Here is a 16,069-nt window from a genome sequence, read left to right as displayed (position 1 = left end):
GACGATGCTTGACCGTAACTGGCCATCAGGGATTGACTGCGATCCCGTAGTTCTGCTGCAGATGACGCGAGGCCCCGTTGAGTACCGAGCTACTGGCACCTCTTGATCTGGCTTTCTGGCACCTCGAAACCGATGCCCACCCGATGCACCTCGGCGCGCTCGCGGTCTTCACCACGGCGCCGGGGGTCTCGCCGCAGCAGCTGCTCGAACTGCTCGGCGCCCGCGCCGCGGCGATTCCCCGGCTGCGGATGCGGGTGCGGGACGTCCTGCTGCCGGTGGGTGGTGCCGCCTGGTTCACCGACAAGGACTTCGACGTGCACCGGCACGTCAGGCAGGTGGTGCTTCCCGAGGGCGACTTCATGGCGGGAGCCACCCGCCTCGCCGGCGAACTCATGGAACAGCCCCTGAGGAGAGGGCTGCCGCCGTGGCAGATGTACCTCCTCCACGGCGGCGGTGGCGGCACCTTCGCCGTCCTGGTGAAGCTGCACCACGCGCTGGCCGACGGGATGCGGGCCGTGGCCATCGGGGCCGGCATCTTCGACCAGATCGCCTCCGCCGGTGCCGGCCGGGGCGCGGTGCGCCGCCGCACACCGGTGCCGCCGCGCTCCTGGCTGCCCGGCCCGTACGAGGCGGCGGGCATGGCACTCGACCGGATCGGTGACGTCGGCCGGGCGCTGGGGGTCGGCGCCTCCGTCGTACGGGCCAGCCGCCTCGACCTGCGCGGGTCGACCGCCCTGACCGCGAGCTCCAGCGGCACCCGCCGTCTGGCCACCGCCGAGCTGGACGCCGAAACGGTTCGGTGGATCCGCCGGGCCGAGGGCGGCACGGCCAACGACGTGCTGCTCGCCGTGGTCGCGGGTGCGCTGCGGCGCTGGATGACGGAGCGGGGCGATGCGCTGCCCGGCGCCGACCCCCGCGCGCTGGTTCCCGTCTCCCGGCGCAGACCCGGCGGTGCGGCCAGTGCCAACAGGCTCTCCGCCTACCTCCTCGGCCTCCCGGTCGGCGAACCCGACGCGCGGGAGCGGCTGCGCCTGGTGCGTACGGGCATGGACCGCAACAAGGCCGCAGGGCCGATGCGCGGCGCGGGCGCCGTCGCCGTACTGGCCGATCAGCTGCCCGCTCTGGCCCACCGGTTCGGGGCGCCGCTGGCGGGGAACGCGGCCCGGATGCTCTTCGACATCCTGGTCACCAGCGTGCCCCTCCCGCGTTCCGCGCTCTCGCTCGGCGGCTGCCCGCTGCGTGCCGTCTACCCGATGGCGCCGCTGGCCCGCGGACAGTCGCTGGCCGTCGCCCTGTCCACGTACGGCGGGCGGGTGCAGGTCGGACTGGTGGCCGACGGCAAGGCGCTGCCCGACCTGGACCGTCTGTCGGCGGCCGTCGGGGACGAGCTCCTGGAACTGCGGGCCCTCGTCCCCAGGGTGCCCGCCCCCGCGTAGCGCCCGCCGGCCCCATAGATCGGACAGATAGCCGGGCATTCGCCACTTCGGGGCGGTCACAGGTGTTGACGCATCCCAGTGGTCCGATGAATATTCGCTGTGCGGACCATAGGTGATCATCGGAGGGGGCGGCACGGGCATGCGGCGCATCAGGCTCGGGAGCAGTGCTGTCGAGATCACCGAGCTCTCCTTCGGAGCGGCGGCCATCGGCAACCTCTTCACCGAGGTGGCCCCCGAGCAGGCCGCCGCGGCCGTGGACGCCGCCTGGGACGAGGGCGTCCGCCACTTCGACACCGCGCCGCACTACGGCCTCGGCCTCTCGGAGCGCCGCCTCGGCGAGGCCCTGCGGGCCCGCCCCCGCGGCGCGTACACGGTGTCCACCAAGGCCGGCCGGCTGCTCGAACCGCTGCCCGCCGCGGAAACGGCCGCCGCAGAGGGGCTGTCGGACGGGTTCGCCGTGCCGCACACCCATCGGCGCCGCTGGGACTTCAGCGCCGACGGCATCCGCCGGAGCATCGAGGACAGCCTCGGACGTCTCGGCCTCGACCGCATCGACATCGTCTACCTCCACGACCCCGACGACCACGAGGAAGCGGCCTTCCGCGAGGGCTACCCGGCCCTGGAGAAGCTGCGCGCCGAAGGGATGGTCGGCGCCATCGGCGCCGGGATGAACCAGACCGCCATGCTCACCCGCTTCGTACGCGAGACCGATGTCGACGCCGTCCTCTGCGCCGGCCGCTTCACCCTCCTCGACCGGAGCGCCCTCGACGCACTCCTGCCGGAAGCCGCCGCCCGGGGCCGCAGCGTCGTCGTCGGCGGAGTCTTCAACTCCGGGCTCCTCGCCGACCCGCGCCCCGGCACGACGTACGACTACGCCTCGGCATCCGCACCCCTCGTCGACCGGGCGCTGCGCCTCAAGGCCGTCGCCGAGCGGCACGGTGTCCCGCTGCGCGCCGCGGCGCTGCACCACCCGCTGGGCCACCCGGCCGTCGCCGGCGTGCTCGTCGGATTCCGCTCCCCGCACGAGGTGCGGGACGCCGCCGCGCTGCTGCGCACCCCGGTCCCGGCCGCGCTCTGGGAAGACCTGCGCGCCGAAGGGCTCCTCGGCGAGGACCGGGGGCGGGTACGCGGCCGCACACCGCGAAGTCCCACGGAGCTGACCGAGACATGACGCAGCCGATGCGCATCGACGCCCACCACCACGTGTGGGACCTGTCCGTACGCGACCAGGACTGGATCACCGGCGAGGACCTCGCCCCGCTCCGCCGCAGCTTCGCGCTCGCCGACCTGGAGCCGGAGGCCCGTGCCGCCGGGGTCGGCGCGACCGTCCTCGTCCAGACCGTCACCGTCGCCGAGGAGACCCCGGAGTTCCTCGCGCTCGCCGCGGGCAGCGGCCTCGTCGCCGGCGTCGTCGGCTGGACCGACCTCACCGCGCCGGACGTCGCAGGCACCCTCGCCGCGCTGCGCGGCCTGCCGGGCGGGGACAGGCTGGTGGGGATCCGCCACCAGGTCCAGGGCGAAGCGGACCCCCGGTGGCTGCTGCGCCCCGACGTCCTGCGCGGGCTGGAGGCCGTCGCCGCCGCCGGCCTCACGTACGACCTGATCGTCCTGCCGCACCAGTTGCCCGCCGCCGTCCGGGCCGCCGCCATGGTGCCCGGACTCACCTTCGTACTCGATCACGCGGGCAAGCCGCCGGTGGCGACGGGGCGTACGCAGCCGTGGGCCGACGGGCTGCGGGCACTCGCCGCGCTGCCCAACACCGTCTGCAAACTCTCCGGTCTGGTCACCGAGGCCGACCCCCGGACCTGGACCGTCGAGGACCTGCGCCCGTACGCGGACACCGTCATCGACGCCTTCGGCCCCGAGCGGCTGATGTTCGGGTCCGACTGGCCGGTGTGCCGGCTCGCCGCGTCCTACGCCGACGTCGTCGACACGGCGCGCAGGCTCACCGCCGGTCTCGGCCAGGACGGACAGCAGGCCGTCTTCTCGGCGACCGCGCGCCGCGTCTACGGCCTGAGCACGACCTCCTGACCGTCAGGGGAGGCATCCGCCGGGCCGCTGCGGCAGGCTGGAGTCATGCCCGAACTGCCGGAAGTCGAAGCCCTGCGGGACTTCCTCGACGACCACCTGGTCGGCCGGGAGATCGCCCGCGTCCTGCCGCTGGCCGTCAACGTCCTCAAGACGTACGACCCGCCGCTCAGCGCACTGGAGGGCGCCACCGTCACCTCCGTCACCCGCCACGGCAAGTTCCTGGACATCACGGCGGGACCGCTCCATCTGCTCACCCACCTGGCACGCGCGGGCTGGCTCCGGTGGAAGGACAGCTTCCCCGCGACCCCGCCACGCCCGGGCAAGGGGCCGCTGGCCCTGCGTACGGTCCTCACCGGCGGCGACGGCTTCGACCTGACCGAGACGGGCACCACCAAACGCCTCGCGGTGCACCTGGTCCACGACCCCGCCGACGTACCGGGCGTCGCACGCCTCGGGCCCGACCCGCTGGCCGACTCCTTCGACCGGGACGCCTTCGCCCGGCTGCTCGTCGGGGAACGGCGGCAGATCAAGGGAGCCCTGCGCGACCAGTCGCTGATCGCCGGCATCGGCAACGCCTACAGCGACGAGATCCTGCACGCCGCGAAGATGTCCCCGTTCAAGCTCACCACCAGCCTCGGCGACGACGACATCACCCACCTCCACACGGCGATGCGCACCACGCTCCAGGAGGCCGTCGAACGCTCCCGCGGCGTCGCGGCCGGAAGGCTCAAGGCCGAGAAGAAGAGCAGCATGCGCGTCCACGGCCGTACCGGACAGCCCTGCCCCGTATGCGGCGACACCGTCCTGGAGGTGTCGTTCAGCGATTCCTCGCTCCAGTACTGCCCCACCTGCCAGACCGGCGGCAGGCCCCTGGCCGACCGGCGGCTGTCCCGCCTGCTGAAGTAGGCCCGTCACCGCGTCACCCTCCGGCGCGGGTACGCGGCCGGTTCGGCCGTCACCCCGCATCGCCCGGGCACCACCTACACTCCGGCCTCATGCTGCGCGTACTAGCCGTCGACGACGAAGAACCCGCCCTGGAGGAACTCCTGTACCTCCTGCGCGCCGACCCCCGCATCCGGAGCGCCGAGGGAGCCACCGGGGCCACCGAGGCGCTGCGCCGCATCGGCGGCGCGGTCGACGCCGGGCCCGAGGACCCCTCGGCCATCGACGTCGTCTTCCTGGACATCCACATGGCAGGCCTCACCGGACTCGACGTGGCCCAGCTCCTGGCCGGTTTCGCCGCACCCCCGCTCATCGTGTTCGTCACCGCCCACGAAGGCTTCGCCGTCCACGCCTTCGACCTCAAGGCCGTCGACTACGTGCTCAAGCCCGTGCGCCGCGAGCGGCTGGCCGAAGCCGTGCGACGCGTCGCCGAGCACGTGGGCGAACGCTCCGCGCCCGTCCACGATGCCGCGGCCGACCAGATCGCGGTCGAACTGGGCGGGGTGATCCGCTTCGTCCCCGTGGACGACATCGCGTACGCCGAGGCGCAGGGCGACTACGCCCGGCTGCACACCGCCACCGGCAGCCATCTCGTCAGGATCCCGCTCACCACCCTCGAGGAGCGCTGGCGGTCCCGGGGCTTCGTACGCATCCACCGCCGCCATCTCGTGGCGCTGGGCCGCATCGACGAACTCCGCCTCGACGCGGGGAGCATGAGCGTGCGCATCGGCGACGCGGAGCTCGCGGTCAGCCGGCGTCACACCCGCGCCCTGCGCGATCTCCTCATGCGCCAGACCGGCCGCTGACCTGGGCCTACCCGGCTGCGACCCTTCCCAGCCGCCTCCGTGCCGCCTACACTCCGAGCCCATGTCCGCAGAGAGCACACCCCGGCGCGAGGTGGTCACCGGGGAACCCCGGCGGGTCCGGCCGCTGCCCCGCTACCGTGCCCAGTCGGAGATCGACGAGCAGACCGCGCTCGGCGGTGCCTACGTCCGCTCGCTGATGCGCGGCCAGCTCCGCGCCGGGCTGACCGTCTTCGCCGTGCTCGCCCTGGTCGCCGGAACCCTGCCGCTCGTCTTCGAGGCCCTGCGCAGCGACACCGTCGTCTGGGCGGTGCTCGGCTTCGCCACCTGTCCGCCGCTCACCCTCGCCGCCTGGTGGTACGTACGGCGGGCCGAGCGCAACGAGCGCGACTTCGCCCGGCTCGTGGAAGGCCGTCCCGCACCGTGAGCGCACCCGGCCACCCGGCATCGGTGGTGGCGGTCGCCCTGGTCGTCCTGGCCACCGTGCTGGTCGGCGGCTTCGGACTGCGGATCTCGCGGACCACCTCCGACTTCTACGTCGCCTCGCGCACCGTACGGCCGCGGCTCAACGCCGCGGCGATCAGCGGTGAGTACCTCTCCGCCGCCTCCTTCCTCGGCATCGCGGGCCTGGTCCTGGTGCACGGGCCCGACATGCTCTGGTACCCGGTCGGCTACACCGCCGGATACCTGGTGCTGCTGATCTTCGTCGCCGCGCCGCTGCGCCGCTCGGGGGCGTACACCCTGCCCGACTTCGCCGAGGGGCGCCTGGAGTCACGGCAGGTGCGCAGGCTGGTGAGCGTGTTCGTCGTCGGTGCGGGCTGGCTGTACCTCGTACCGCAGCTGCAGGGCGCCGGCCTCACGCTGAAGATCCTCACCGGTGCCCCGGGCTGGCTCGGCGACGTGCTCGTCGCCTCCGTCGTGGTGCTCGCCGTCGCGGCCGGAGGCATGCGCTCGATCACCTTCGTGCAGGTCTTCCAGTACTGGCTGAAGCTCACCGCCCTCCTCGTCCCGGCGATCTTCCTGGTGCTGGCCTGGCAGGGCGACGGAGGGCCCCGTGTCAGCTTCGACGAGCAGATCTCCGTCTTCCGCGCCGACCACCCGCTCTACGCGACGTACGGACTGATCGTGGCGACCTTCCTCGGCACGATGGGCCTGCCCCATGTCGTGGTCCGCTTCTACACCAGCCCCAACGGCCGCGACGCCCGCCGCACCACGATCGCCGTGCTCGCCCTGGTCGGCGTGTTCTACCTGCTGCCGCCGGTGTACGGGGCCCTGGGGCGGCTGTACGCCCCCGAACTCATCCACGGCGGTGACGCCGACGCCGCCGTCCTGCTGCTGCCCGCCCGTGTGATCGGCGGCCTCGGCGGCGACCTGCTCGGCGCGCTCGTCGCCGGCGGCGCGTTCGCCGCGTTCCTGTCCACGGCCTCGGGCCTCACCATGGCCGTCGCCGGAGTGATCACCCAGGACGTCCTGCCCTCGCGCGGCGTACGGCACTTCCGGCTCGCCACCGTCCTCGCCATCGCCGTGCCGCTGGCCGGTTCGCTGCTGGTCAGCCGGGTACCGGTGGCCGACGCCGTGGGCATGGCGTTCGCGGTCTCCGCCTCTTCCTTCTGCCCGCTGCTCGTCCTCGGCATCTGGTGGCGGCGGCTCACCCCGCCCGGCGCGATCGCGGGGCTGCTGCTCGGCGGCGGCTCGGCCCTGCTGTCCGTGGCCATCACCGTCAGCGGCGCGGTACGCCCGCCGGGCTGGCCGCACGCACTGCTCGCCTGGCCCGCGGTCTGGTCCGTGCCGGTCGGCTTCCTCGCGATGATCCTCGTCTCCCTCGCCACACCCGGACGGATACCGCCGGGCACCAACGCCGCCATGACCCGCTTCCACCTCCCCGAAGCCCTGATCGCGGGGAGGGGCCGATGACCGGGGCGGGGATCACCGTCATCGCCCTGCTGGCCCTGCTGCTCCTGGGCACGGGCTTCCTCCTGGGCCGCACGGCCCGTCCCGTGCGCATCAGTGATGTGGGCACACCCGTCGAGCACGCCACGTTCGAGACCCTGCACACCGCCTCCCTCGCCGCGCCGCCGCTGCGCGCCGGACTCACCGAGGAGAGCGCCCGCAGGTCGGCCCGCCGGCTGCGCTCCCTGCTCGGCACCGATGCCCTCTGCCTCACCGACCGGGACCGGGTGCTCGTCTGGGACGGCGAAGGGGACCACCACGGCAGGGATGTCATGCACCACGTCCGGGAGCTCCTCGCCGGTGGCCGGGACATCGCCTTCCACAGCGACTGCGGCGACCTCGACTGCCCGCTGCGCTGGGCCGTCGCCGTCCCGCTGACGGTCGACCACCGGGTGCTCGGCGCGCTCGTCGCCTATGCCCCGCGCGAATCGGCCGTACTGGCCAGGGCGGCGGGGGAGGTGGCCCGCTGGGTCTGCGTCCAGCTGGAGCTCGCCGAGCTCGACCGCTCCCGTACGCAGCTGATCGAGGCCGAGATCAAGGCACTGCGGGCCCAGATCTCGCCGCACTTCATCTTCAACTCGCTGGCCGCCATCGCTTCCTTCGTCCGCACCGACCCCGAGCAGGCGCGCGAGCTGCTGCTGGAGTTCGCCGACTTCACCCGCTACTCCTTCCGCAGGCACGGCGAATACACCACCCTGGCCGACGAGCTGCACTCCATCGACCAGTACCTGGCGCTGGTGCGGGCCCGCTTCGGCGAGCGGCTCTCGGTCACCCTCCAGGTCGCCCCGGAAGTCCTTCCCGTCGCCCTGCCGTTCCTCTGTCTCCAGCCCCTCGTGGAGAACGCCGTCAAGCACGGCCTGGAGGGTGCCGTCACCCGGAGCCGCATCACCATCAGCGCCCTGGACGCCGGCGCCGAGGCGGAGGTCGTCATCGAGGACGACGGCACCGGCATGGAGCCGGAGCGGCTTCGGCGGATCCTGCGCGGCGAGGGCGGCACCTCCACCGGAATCGGACTGCTGAACGTGGACGAGCGACTGCGGCAGGTCTACGGCGACGACTACGGGCTGGTCATCGAGACGGGCGTCGGCGCGGGTATGAAGATCACGCTTCGGCTGCCCAAATACCGTGCGGGAGTGCACGGTTCATGACGAACGGACCAGCCCGGCGCTCAGTAGAGATGAATCGCCAGATGCCCCAGCGGCAGCCCCAGCCGCCATGCGGGGGTCCACACCCGCGTCTCCCCGCACTCCTCGTCCCCGTCGCCGCCCGCCGGCTCCCACGGCGGCGGCCCGAGCGCGTCGAGGTCGGCGGCCGGCAGCTCCGTCTCCTCCAGCCAGCGCCAGGCCGCCCGCGCCGATGCCAGGTCCGGATCCGGTTGCCCCGGCCGCTCCAGGACGTCCAGCCGCTCGCACACCCAACGCCTCCATGACGTCCCGTACGCGGTGAGCAGCCGCAGCTCGTCCACCCGGGCCGCGGACAGCGCACCGGCCACCGTTCCGCCGGAGAGGAAGAGCGTCAGGGCGAGCGCCTCACGTCCCGCGCGGTACTCCGGCGTGGCCGGTTCCATCAGGTCCCCGGTGACCAGCAGCTGGTCCGCGATGTGCTCGGCGTACATCCAGGCCGTCGGGACCATCAGCCCGCCCCCGCTGGTTCCGTCGTGATGTTCGGGACGCATCCCGTATCGCCTCCCTCTCCGACTCGGTACCGGGCTTCCCGCAGCATTGAACCGGGGGCGGTCGCCCCGCGTGGGCAGAAGGGCAGGATCCGTCGGGAGATACGAGGTGAGATGACCGCCGACCGCGGCGACGCCCCGCATGTGCGGCACCTGCTGGGTGCCTACGTGCTCGACGCCCTGTCCGCCGAGGAGACGGGCCCCGTCGCCCGGCACCTCCAGCGGTGCGACGCGTGCGCCGCGGCCTATGTGGAGGTCGCCGACGCCGTGTCCCTGCTTGCGCTGCTCGACGAGGAGGACCTGCTGGAATAGCCCGGCAGATTGCGGGACAGCAGCCGCAGCGCGTAGTACGAACGGGACTTGACCGTGCCTGCCGGTATGCCGAGGACCTGAGCCGTCTCGCCCACGCTCAGTCCGCGGAAGTAGATCTGCACCAGCACCGCCCGGTGCTCGGGGCTGAGCGTCCTGACGGCCTCACGCACATCGAGCGCGCGGACCGCCGAGTCCGCGGTGTTCTCCCGGGCGGGCGCGCTCTCCAGGACGACGTCGCTGACCTCGGTCGGCCGGGCCTGACGGGACCTGCGGGCGTCGATGGCCAGGCGCCGGGCCACGGTGAAGAGCCAGGGCCGCATCGAGTCGTAGGGCGCGTCGAACGCCTCCGGGTGCTGCCAGGCACGCAGCAGCGTCTCCTGCGAGAGGTCCTCCGCCCGCTGCCGGTCGCCGAACGTCAGTCCCAGCAGGAAGTGGAGCAGTGCCGGCCCGTGTTCCCGCTGCAGCTCCGCGAGGGCGCGCTCATCGGTTGTCGCCGTGGTCATCGTGAACGTCCTTTCCCGAAGAGGCCCCTGCCGCCTCGCTCCCGCCTGGCGTATACGAACGCATCGGGGCGCGGGGGAACAGGCGGTGCACCGAGGTGTGCGCCGAGCGGTCGCTCGGAGCGGCGAGTGGTGCGGTGAACGGTCACGGGGCGGCGATACGGCCGATTCAGGTACTTCACGAGTTTTGTCCTTGACTCGGCAATATGAATATATGTGTATTCGGATGGCCGAAATCATCCGAACTGGGAGTCGCGCAGATGGCGAAACGCATCCGACAAGGCACGGTGATCGCCGTCGCGGGCCTCCTCGCCGCCGCAACGGCCTGTACCGGCCAGCAGTCCACGCCACCCGGATTCGCCGGGCGGCACCTGTCCGCCGAGCACGGCGCGAGCGGGGCGGGCGGCGGGGGAGCGGATACCGCACGCCCCTTCACGCTGCTGGCCTCGGGCGACGTCCTGCCCCACTCCTCGGTCATCGACCGGGCCGCGGCCGACGCGGGCGGCAAGGGGTACGACTTCCGGCCGATGCTCAAGGGCGCCGCACCGCTCGTCTCCGGTGCGGATCTGGCCATCTGCCACATGGAGACGGTGTACGGGCAGAAGGGAGGCCCCTACACGGGCTATCCGTCCTTCAAGTCACCGCCCGAGGTGGCGACGGCCCTGCACGCCACCGGCTTCGACTCCTGCTCCACCGCGTCCAACCACAGCCTGGACGACGGTGTCCCGGGCATCGGCCGCACGCTCGACGCCCTGGACCGGGCGGGCGTCGCCCACGCCGGATCCGCCCGCTCGGCAGCCGAGGCGGGCCGCCCCACCCTGCTCAGGGCGGGGACGGGCAAGAAGGCGGCGAAGGTCGCCCACCTCGCGTACACCTACGGCACCAACGACAACCCGGTGCCCCTCGATCAGCCGTGGGCGGTCAACCTCATCGACAAGGACCGCATCGTGGCGGACGCCCGGGCGGCCCGCCGCGCGGGCGCCGACGTGGTCGTCCTGTCCCTGCACTGGGGAACGGAATGGCAGGAGGCGCCCGACGACGTCCAGCTCGGACTCGGCCGCGAGCTCACGGCCTCCGTCACCGGGGACCGCCCCGACATCGACCTGATCCTCGGCACGCACGCCCATGTCCCGCAGGCGTACGAGAAGGTCAACGGCACCTGGATCGTCTACGGCATGGGCGACCAGATCGCCGGCGCCATGGTCAATCACGAGGGCGCCCAGGACCCGCGGGGCAACGAGAGCTCGATGGGCCGCTTCACCTTCGCACCGCCCAGGAGCCAGGGGCAGCGCTGGACCGTGAGCAAGGCCGAGTTCATCCCCCAGTGGTTCGACACCGAGGCCGGGCGTGTGGTCCCTCTCGGCGCACCCGCCCAGCGCCTGCGGGAGGTCCGCGACAGGATCCGCGGGGTCGTCCTCAGCCGCGGCGCCGCCCAGGCCGGTCTCGTCATGGGTAAGTGACCGGCCGGCACGACGGCGCGGGCGGCGCCATCGTGCCATGGCGCGCGCATACGCGGCCGCGCTACGGCACGACGGTGACCGGCCAGCGTCCGGCCTTCACCAGCCGGACCGCCACCGACCCGATGAAGCGGTGCCCGGCGGACTCCGAGGCGCCCACCACCACGGCGTCCGCCGTCAGTTCGTCGGCCGCCGTCACGAGTCCGTTGTACGGGTCACCGCGGAACGTGTGGAACTCCCAGCGGACATTCCATATGTCCTTCAGGCGCTCGGTCGCCGTCCTGATCTCGTTCACCAGCTCCTCGGCCACCTCGCCGGTCGTGTCGGCGACCGGCACCCCGAGTGCGGCGCCGGCCGGCATCACCGGCTGGACGTAGACAAGGGCGAGCATGGCGTTCTGCCGGCGGGCCAGGCCCGCCGCGTACGCCGCCGCCCGCATCGAGGAGTCGGAGCCGTCGATGCCCGCGACGATCACTTTGGGGCCGTCGGTGCCGCGCTCGAACCGGTCGTGTCGCTGGTCTGTCACGGCCACGAGGTTAGCCGCTCCGACCCGGGGCCGGCCGTCCCGGGCGGCGTTCCCAGCGGCAGCGGGCTCCGCACTCCGCCCATCGGGTGCAGATCACCGCGCGTCCGGTGTCGTGGCCGGATCCGGGCGGAAGCCCGTGCGAGCAGTTGGCCATGAAAAATGATCAGATTCCCGCGGAACGCCGTACGCTGCTGCGCCTCGCCCTCACGCTGGGAGCCGCCACCGCCGTACGCATGATCGCCGCGGACCCGGCCGGTACGCCCGCCCGCCCCGGCGGCGAGCCGCTCGGGCCGGCCTCCGGCCCCCCGTCGCCGGGGAGGACGGCTCCCGCCGCCTACCGGCTGCGGCCGATGACCGGGGGCACCCCGCCCCGTTTCCGTCCCGCCGCGCCACCGGTCCGCACCCGGCCGTTCGAGGAGATGCCCGAGCTGGGGGCCGACGCCATGGTGCTCAGCTTCGACGACGGCCCCGACCCGCGCTACACGCCGGACATCCTGGCGACGCTGCGCCGGTACGGGGTGCGGGCGATGTTCTTCGTCTGCGGCGAGATGGCGGCGGGCAACCGGGACCTGCTGCGCGAGATGGCGGACGACGGGCACGTGGTCGGCAATCACTCCTGGTCGCACCCGCTGATCCCGAAGCTCTCCAGGAGCGGGATCCGCGACGAACTGGGCAGCACCAGCGAGGTGATCGAGAGGACGCTCGGGGCCCCGCCGCTCTGGTACCGGGCTCCGTACGGTGCCTGGAACCGCAACTCCTTCGAGATCGGCGCCGCGATGGGTATGGAACCGATGGCCTGGACCGTCGACACCCTGGACTGGACGACACCGGGCACCGACTTCATCGTCCGCCGGGTCGAGCGAGGTGCGGCACCCGGCGTCGTGGTGCTCTCGCACGACGCGGGCGGCAACCGGTCCCAGAGCGTGGCGGCCCTGCGGCGGTATCTGCCCGCACTGATCGCGGACGGCTACCGTCCGACGGTCCCGCACCGCGGCTGACGGCAGGACCCGACGTGCCCGTGCGCGACTCGCGCGCACCGGGCTCGCCGGCGCCGGAAGCGTCCGTACCGGCTAGCGCCGCAACAGGCGACGTTCGCCCCGTCGCGACGCCCGGCACGCACTCTCGCCGCACCGGCCGAAAGCCCGAGTACGTCCAGTACGAGGACTTCCGGCCGGCACGCCGAGAGCACGCACCCGACGCCGCTCCTCGACAGGCAAACGTTGCCTGCCGCGGCACTAGCGCGTCTCGACGAGCCGGGCGAAGACGACGACGTTCCCGTCGTAGCCGTCGGCCTTCGAATAGCCGCCGCCGCAGGTGATGACCCGGAGCTCGGAGTACCCGGTGTCGCCGTACACCCGGGCACCGGGGAAGTCGTTCTTGGAGAACACCTCGACCCCGTAGATCTCGAACACCGCGACCCGGTCGTCGTAGCGGGAGACCTCGACGCGCTGCCCCTTCTGGAGGGAGCCCAGGCCGTAGAAGACCGCGGGACCGGACAGATTGTCGACGTGGCCGACCACGACCGCGGTTCCGCGCTGGCCCGGGGAGATGCCGTTCTGGTACCAGCCCGCGAGGTTCGGGTCCTGAGCGGGAGGCGCCTCGATCCAGCCGGCCGGATCCAGGTTCACATCGATCACGGGTGCGTCGACCTGGATCGAGGGAATCTGTACGCGGGCGACGGGAGCGTACGCGAGTGGCTGGACCGGCTCGCCCGCGACCGGCTCGGCCTCCGCCGCGTCCCGGGGGCCGCTCACCGAGGCGGCGGCGGCGGGCTGCGGCGGTCCGGGGGAGGTCTCCACGCCATTGCGCATGAGAGCGAGTCCGGTGAGCATCACCAGGGCGATCGCGCCCCACGGTGTGCGTCTGCCCCGCTCGGTGCCCCACTGGTGCCGGCCCATGGTTCTCCCTTCGTCGCGACGTCGCCCACGCTAGGTGGGGGATGGTGCGGGGGCGATCAGAGAAGGGCGAACGGGTGGCGGCCGCGGAACTGCCTTCTCTTCGGAGTAATGAGCGGATAAAAGTTCTGACGGTCCGTGACCTGCGGCTCCGTCAGCTTCAGGAGCCACCGACCGGCGTGTCGCCTCACCAGCGTGGAGCAGTGCCGAAGTGCGACATCCGATCCATCCGGTGAGGGTTCGTCATGGGACGCGTTCTCGTCGACTGATCCCGGGGAACAAGACTCCGGGGCGCTTCCCGCTGGAGGTTCGAAGATGCGTGCTTCACGCGCTCTCGCGGTGACCGCGACCGCATTCGCGGCGGTCGGTCTCGCCGCCCCGATGGCCGCCGCGGGCGGTGGCCCGGGCAACCCGAGCACCGCTCCCACCAACGTCACCGTCAACCCGTCCTCGGTGCACCAGGGCGCCACCCTGCAGGTCAGTGCCGAGGGCTGCGGCCGCGCCGGCGGCAAGGTCTGGTCGAACGCGTTCCCGACGGTGAACCTCTCGCCGGGCCGGGTCGGGTACGCCACGGCCCGCATCCGGGACAACGCGACGCCCGGTCAGTACAGCCTGTCCGTGAAGTGCAACGAGAGCGGCAACAACTTCGGTGGCGGCAACGGGGGTGACGGCGGCAACGGAGGCAACGGCGGTGACCGCGGCAACCGCGGTGACGAGGCCGACTCGGTCGCGACGGCCCGGTTCACCGTGCTCCCCAGCCGGGGTGCGCAGGGCGGTCTCGGCGGCTCGATGGGCCCGAGTTCCGTCGAGATGCAGATCGGAGGTGGCCTCGTCGCCGCGGCCGCCGTCGGCGGTGCCGTCTTCATCGTCCGTCGCCGGATGACCGATGCGGCTGTCTGACGCGTCCGACCTCCCGCCCGGCCCGATACGCCCGTCGCCCCGAGTCCTGGATCAGGACCCGGGGCGACCGTCGTGCGGGCGTGCCGGACTGTCAGTGCTGACGGCCGGTGCGCCGCTTGCGCAGGAAGTAGAAGGCGCCGGCCGCGGCAGCCGTCACCAGGGCGGAACCGGTGGCGATCTCTCCGGGGGCCATGGTGTCGACACTGCCGCCGAGTCCTCCCAGCACTCCGCTGGGAGACGCGGTGGAGCTGGTGGTGGGGGCTGTGGTGGGAGGGGTCGTGGGGGAGGCGGTGGCCCCGCTCGTGATGGACAGGTCCGCCGTCCGCGTGGTGGTGCCGCAGCGGAAGGTCACCTCGTAGACGGAACCCCGCTTGGCATCCCAGTCGACCGTGGCGGTGGCCGACCTCCCCCTCGGGATGGTGGTCGTGTCGAACACGCCCGAGAAAGCGGTCGCGTCGCTCGTGCACCCCATGGCGCCGAGGGTGACCTGACCTCCCGGCGCGACCGTCGACGGGGTGATGGTCGGCGTGAAGTCGGACGTGCCGCCGGTGAGCACATGGGCCGATGCGGCCGGAGCCATCAGGACACAGGCGGCGGCGCCCAGCAGGGCGGCGGGTGCGACACGTATCGCGCGCATGGTGAATCCTCCGGGTCCCGAGGAGCAGCTGCGGAACGGATTTCCGCAAAGCGTGAGAAATGCACCTCGATGCCCGAAACGCTAGAAGTGCCTCATATCACCCGCGATCGGGGTCCGGCGAATGGGGCAGCCTTGTCCCCCGGCCGGCGCACCGGCCGGGGGGTGAGCGTCTCCCGGACGGATCACGCCGGGCTCGCGGGTTCCGGCCGGATCCGGATGAAGGACCCTAGCCACCTGTGGCGTGCGGGAACAGATCGTCGAAGGGTGCGGTGGTCGCCGAGATGCCCCGGCCGAAGGGGGCGTCGAAGTCCCAGATCAGGAAGAGCAGGAAGGCGATCAGGACGCTGAAGAGGCCTGCCAGCAGCAGCTCACGGAACGTTCTGCGGATCTGGAGCGTGAAGATCAGCCCGACCGTGACCAGCGCTCCGGTGATCAGGCCGAACCAGACGACTCCCGGCATGGTCGCGCCCGCGTTCTGCCCCCGTGAGCCCCGCGCGTCGTCGACGGCGGCCACCTGGTCCACCAGCGGCTGGTACGCCTGGCCCTCGTGGTCCGTCCGCGGCCGGTACCCCGTGACGTCCGCCCGCAGCCGGTCGAGGAGCCTGGTGCCCTCCGCGGTGAGGCGGCCGGTCTCCGTCATGGCCTTCCACTCGTCGTTCACGACATGCGCCACGTACGCGTCCACATCGCTGCGGATGCGGTCGCGGACCTCCGTCGGGTAGACGGCGGACCGCGCGCTCACCTCGTGCAGGGCCTGAGCCTCCAGGCGTACGGACTCCTGGGCGGCGCTACGGCCCTCCCAGACGCCCGCGATGGCGAGACCGAGCACGATCGCATACACCACGCCGATCATCATCGTCATGTACTCGATGACGTCGGGTGTCTCGGAGGGATCGTCGTCCTCCCCGATGCGACGGTTGTTGAGGACGGCGATCGTGAGGACGACGGCACAGGCCGAGGCCATCGCGATGGTCAGAACAAGCCATTCCGACATGTGTTCCCTTCGGT

General features: G+C 72.4%; 18 protein-coding genes. 12 read left to right on the top strand and 6 right to left on the bottom strand.

The window, feature by feature from the left end; translation table 11 throughout:
* Nucleotides 1–77 precede the first annotated feature (77 nt).
* The 8 genes from AB0F38_RS21675 (at nucleotide 78) to AB0F38_RS21640 (ending at nucleotide 8,310) form a co-directional block, all read left to right on the top strand.
* Nucleotides 78–1,436, top strand: coding sequence for a wax ester/triacylglycerol synthase family O-acyltransferase (locus tag AB0F38_RS21675; protein ID WP_361895712.1), 1,359 nt, complete (start codon nucleotides 78–80; stop codon nucleotides 1,434–1,436).
* A 139-nt stretch (nucleotides 1,437–1,575) separates the two neighbouring features.
* On the top strand, nucleotides 1,576–2,607 hold the full coding sequence (locus tag AB0F38_RS21670; RefSeq protein WP_361895709.1) for an aldo/keto reductase: 1,032 nt from the start codon (nucleotides 1,576–1,578) through the stop codon (nucleotides 2,605–2,607).
* Nucleotides 2,604–3,467, top strand: a complete 864-nt coding sequence (locus AB0F38_RS21665; protein ID WP_361895706.1) for an amidohydrolase family protein — start codon at nucleotides 2,604–2,606, stop codon at nucleotides 3,465–3,467. Before AB0F38_RS21670 ends, AB0F38_RS21665 begins: the two co-directional genes overlap by 4 nt.
* 45 nt (nucleotides 3,468–3,512) lie before the next feature.
* On the top strand, nucleotides 3,513–4,373 hold the full coding sequence (locus AB0F38_RS21660; RefSeq protein WP_361895703.1) for a DNA-formamidopyrimidine glycosylase family protein: 861 nt from the start codon (nucleotides 3,513–3,515) through the stop codon (nucleotides 4,371–4,373).
* A gap of 89 nt (nucleotides 4,374–4,462) precedes the next feature.
* The gene (locus tag AB0F38_RS21655; RefSeq protein ID WP_361895700.1) at nucleotides 4,463–5,215 is read left to right on the top strand and encodes a LytTR family DNA-binding domain-containing protein; all 753 of its coding nucleotides are present in this window, start codon (nucleotides 4,463–4,465) and stop codon (nucleotides 5,213–5,215) included.
* A 61-nt stretch (nucleotides 5,216–5,276) separates the two neighbouring features.
* Nucleotides 5,277–5,639, top strand: coding sequence for a hypothetical protein (locus AB0F38_RS21650; protein WP_361895697.1), 363 nt, complete (start codon nucleotides 5,277–5,279; stop codon nucleotides 5,637–5,639).
* Nucleotides 5,636–7,126, top strand: coding sequence for a cation acetate symporter (locus tag AB0F38_RS21645; protein WP_361895695.1), 1,491 nt, complete (start codon nucleotides 5,636–5,638; stop codon nucleotides 7,124–7,126). The genes AB0F38_RS21650 and AB0F38_RS21645 overlap by 4 nt, the downstream gene beginning before the upstream one ends.
* Nucleotides 7,123–8,310: a histidine kinase gene (locus AB0F38_RS21640; RefSeq protein ID WP_361895693.1), complete on the top strand. Its 1,188-nt coding sequence runs from the start codon at nucleotides 7,123–7,125 to the stop codon at nucleotides 8,308–8,310. The genes AB0F38_RS21645 and AB0F38_RS21640 overlap by 4 nt, the downstream gene beginning before the upstream one ends.
* A 20-nt stretch (nucleotides 8,311–8,330) precedes the next feature.
* Here AB0F38_RS21640 and AB0F38_RS21635 read toward each other — a convergent pair whose 3' ends face one another.
* Entirely contained in the window at nucleotides 8,331–8,837 is a 507-nt protein-coding gene (locus tag AB0F38_RS21635; RefSeq protein ID WP_361895690.1) for a hypothetical protein, read from the bottom strand.
* Between the two features lie 111 nt (nucleotides 8,838–8,948).
* Between AB0F38_RS21635 and AB0F38_RS21630 the strand changes: the two genes are divergently transcribed.
* The gene (locus AB0F38_RS21630) at nucleotides 8,949–9,146 is read left to right on the top strand and encodes a zf-HC2 domain-containing protein (protein WP_361895687.1); all 198 of its coding nucleotides are present in this window, start codon (nucleotides 8,949–8,951) and stop codon (nucleotides 9,144–9,146) included.
* Here the strand turns inward: AB0F38_RS21630 and AB0F38_RS21625 are convergent.
* Nucleotides 9,080–9,649 (bottom strand): sigma-70 family RNA polymerase sigma factor, encoded by a 570-nt coding sequence (locus tag AB0F38_RS21625; RefSeq protein ID WP_361895684.1) that lies wholly within the window; start codon nucleotides 9,647–9,649, stop codon nucleotides 9,080–9,082. The genes AB0F38_RS21630 and AB0F38_RS21625 overlap by 67 nt on opposite strands.
* A gap of 257 nt (nucleotides 9,650–9,906) precedes the next feature.
* On the opposite strand from AB0F38_RS21625, the gene AB0F38_RS21620 reads away from it, so the two are divergent.
* Nucleotides 9,907–11,106, top strand: coding sequence for a CapA family protein (locus AB0F38_RS21620; RefSeq protein ID WP_361895681.1), 1,200 nt, complete (start codon nucleotides 9,907–9,909; stop codon nucleotides 11,104–11,106).
* A 61-nt stretch (nucleotides 11,107–11,167) separates the two neighbouring features.
* On the opposite strand, the gene AB0F38_RS21615 is transcribed toward AB0F38_RS21620, so the two are convergent.
* A complete protein-coding gene (locus tag AB0F38_RS21615) occupies nucleotides 11,168–11,629 on the bottom strand; it encodes a universal stress protein (protein ID WP_361895678.1) in 462 nt (153 codons plus the stop codon).
* Nucleotides 11,630–11,781: 152 nt separating this feature from the next.
* Between AB0F38_RS21615 and AB0F38_RS21610 the strand changes: the two genes are divergently transcribed.
* Nucleotides 11,782–12,627, top strand: a complete 846-nt coding sequence (locus AB0F38_RS21610) for a polysaccharide deacetylase family protein (RefSeq protein ID WP_361895675.1) — start codon at nucleotides 11,782–11,784, stop codon at nucleotides 12,625–12,627.
* 237 nt (nucleotides 12,628–12,864) lie between these two features.
* On the opposite strand, the gene AB0F38_RS21605 is transcribed toward AB0F38_RS21610, so the two are convergent.
* On the bottom strand, nucleotides 12,865–13,527 hold the full coding sequence (locus AB0F38_RS21605) for a class F sortase (RefSeq protein ID WP_361895672.1): 663 nt from the start codon (nucleotides 13,525–13,527) through the stop codon (nucleotides 12,865–12,867).
* 312 nt (nucleotides 13,528–13,839) lie between these two features.
* On the opposite strand from AB0F38_RS21605, the gene AB0F38_RS21600 reads away from it, so the two are divergent.
* Nucleotides 13,840–14,424 (top strand): hypothetical protein, encoded by a 585-nt coding sequence (locus tag AB0F38_RS21600; protein ID WP_361895669.1) that lies wholly within the window; start codon nucleotides 13,840–13,842, stop codon nucleotides 14,422–14,424.
* 91 nt (nucleotides 14,425–14,515) lie between these two features.
* Here AB0F38_RS21600 and AB0F38_RS21595 read toward each other — a convergent pair whose 3' ends face one another.
* Complete coding sequence (locus AB0F38_RS21595) at nucleotides 14,516–15,061, bottom strand: hypothetical protein (RefSeq protein WP_361895667.1); 546 nt, start codon at nucleotides 15,059–15,061, stop codon at nucleotides 14,516–14,518.
* Between the two features lie 226 nt (nucleotides 15,062–15,287).
* A complete protein-coding gene (locus AB0F38_RS21590) occupies nucleotides 15,288–16,055 on the bottom strand; it encodes a hypothetical protein (protein WP_361895664.1) in 768 nt (255 codons plus the stop codon).
* Nucleotides 16,056–16,069 lie beyond the last annotated feature (14 nt).

The organism is Streptomyces sp. NPDC025273, from assembly GCF_040638585.1.
Lineage (GTDB): Bacteria > Actinomycetota > Actinomycetes > Streptomycetales > Streptomycetaceae > Streptomyces > Streptomyces cinereorectus.
This window is presented reverse-complemented; position numbering and strand designations above follow the sequence as displayed.

Excerpts from the sequence above, each read along its gene's own strand:
- AB0F38_RS21670 (WP_361895709.1), top strand. The coding sequence starts at position 1,576 with ATGCGGCGCATCAGGCTCGGGAGCAGTGCTGTCGAGATCACCGAGCTC.
- AB0F38_RS21665 (WP_361895706.1), top strand. The coding sequence starts at position 2,604 with ATGACGCAGCCGATGCGCATCGACGCCCACCACCACGTGTGGGACCTG.
- AB0F38_RS21660 (WP_361895703.1), top strand. The coding sequence starts at position 3,513 with ATGCCCGAACTGCCGGAAGTCGAAGCCCTGCGGGACTTCCTCGACGAC.
- AB0F38_RS21655 (WP_361895700.1), top strand. The coding sequence starts at position 4,463 with ATGCTGCGCGTACTAGCCGTCGACGACGAAGAACCCGCCCTGGAGGAA.
- AB0F38_RS21650 (WP_361895697.1), top strand. The coding sequence starts at position 5,277 with ATGTCCGCAGAGAGCACACCCCGGCGCGAGGTGGTCACCGGGGAACCC.
- AB0F38_RS21640 (WP_361895693.1), top strand. The coding sequence starts at position 7,123 with ATGACCGGGGCGGGGATCACCGTCATCGCCCTGCTGGCCCTGCTGCTC.
- AB0F38_RS21635 (WP_361895690.1), bottom strand. The coding sequence starts at position 8,837 with ATGCGTCCCGAACATCACGACGGAACCAGCGGGGGCGGGCTGATGGTC.
- AB0F38_RS21630 (WP_361895687.1), top strand. The coding sequence starts at position 8,949 with ATGACCGCCGACCGCGGCGACGCCCCGCATGTGCGGCACCTGCTGGGT.
- AB0F38_RS21625 (WP_361895684.1), bottom strand. The coding sequence starts at position 9,649 with ATGACCACGGCGACAACCGATGAGCGCGCCCTCGCGGAGCTGCAGCGG.
- AB0F38_RS21620 (WP_361895681.1), top strand. The coding sequence starts at position 9,907 with ATGGCGAAACGCATCCGACAAGGCACGGTGATCGCCGTCGCGGGCCTC.
- AB0F38_RS21610 (WP_361895675.1), top strand. The coding sequence starts at position 11,782 with ATGAAAAATGATCAGATTCCCGCGGAACGCCGTACGCTGCTGCGCCTC.
- AB0F38_RS21605 (WP_361895672.1), bottom strand. The coding sequence starts at position 13,527 with ATGGGCCGGCACCAGTGGGGCACCGAGCGGGGCAGACGCACACCGTGG.
- AB0F38_RS21600 (WP_361895669.1), top strand. The coding sequence starts at position 13,840 with ATGCGTGCTTCACGCGCTCTCGCGGTGACCGCGACCGCATTCGCGGCG.
- AB0F38_RS21595 (WP_361895667.1), bottom strand. The coding sequence starts at position 15,061 with ATGCGCGCGATACGTGTCGCACCCGCCGCCCTGCTGGGCGCCGCCGCC.
- AB0F38_RS21590 (WP_361895664.1), bottom strand. The coding sequence starts at position 16,055 with ATGTCGGAATGGCTTGTTCTGACCATCGCGATGGCCTCGGCCTGTGCC.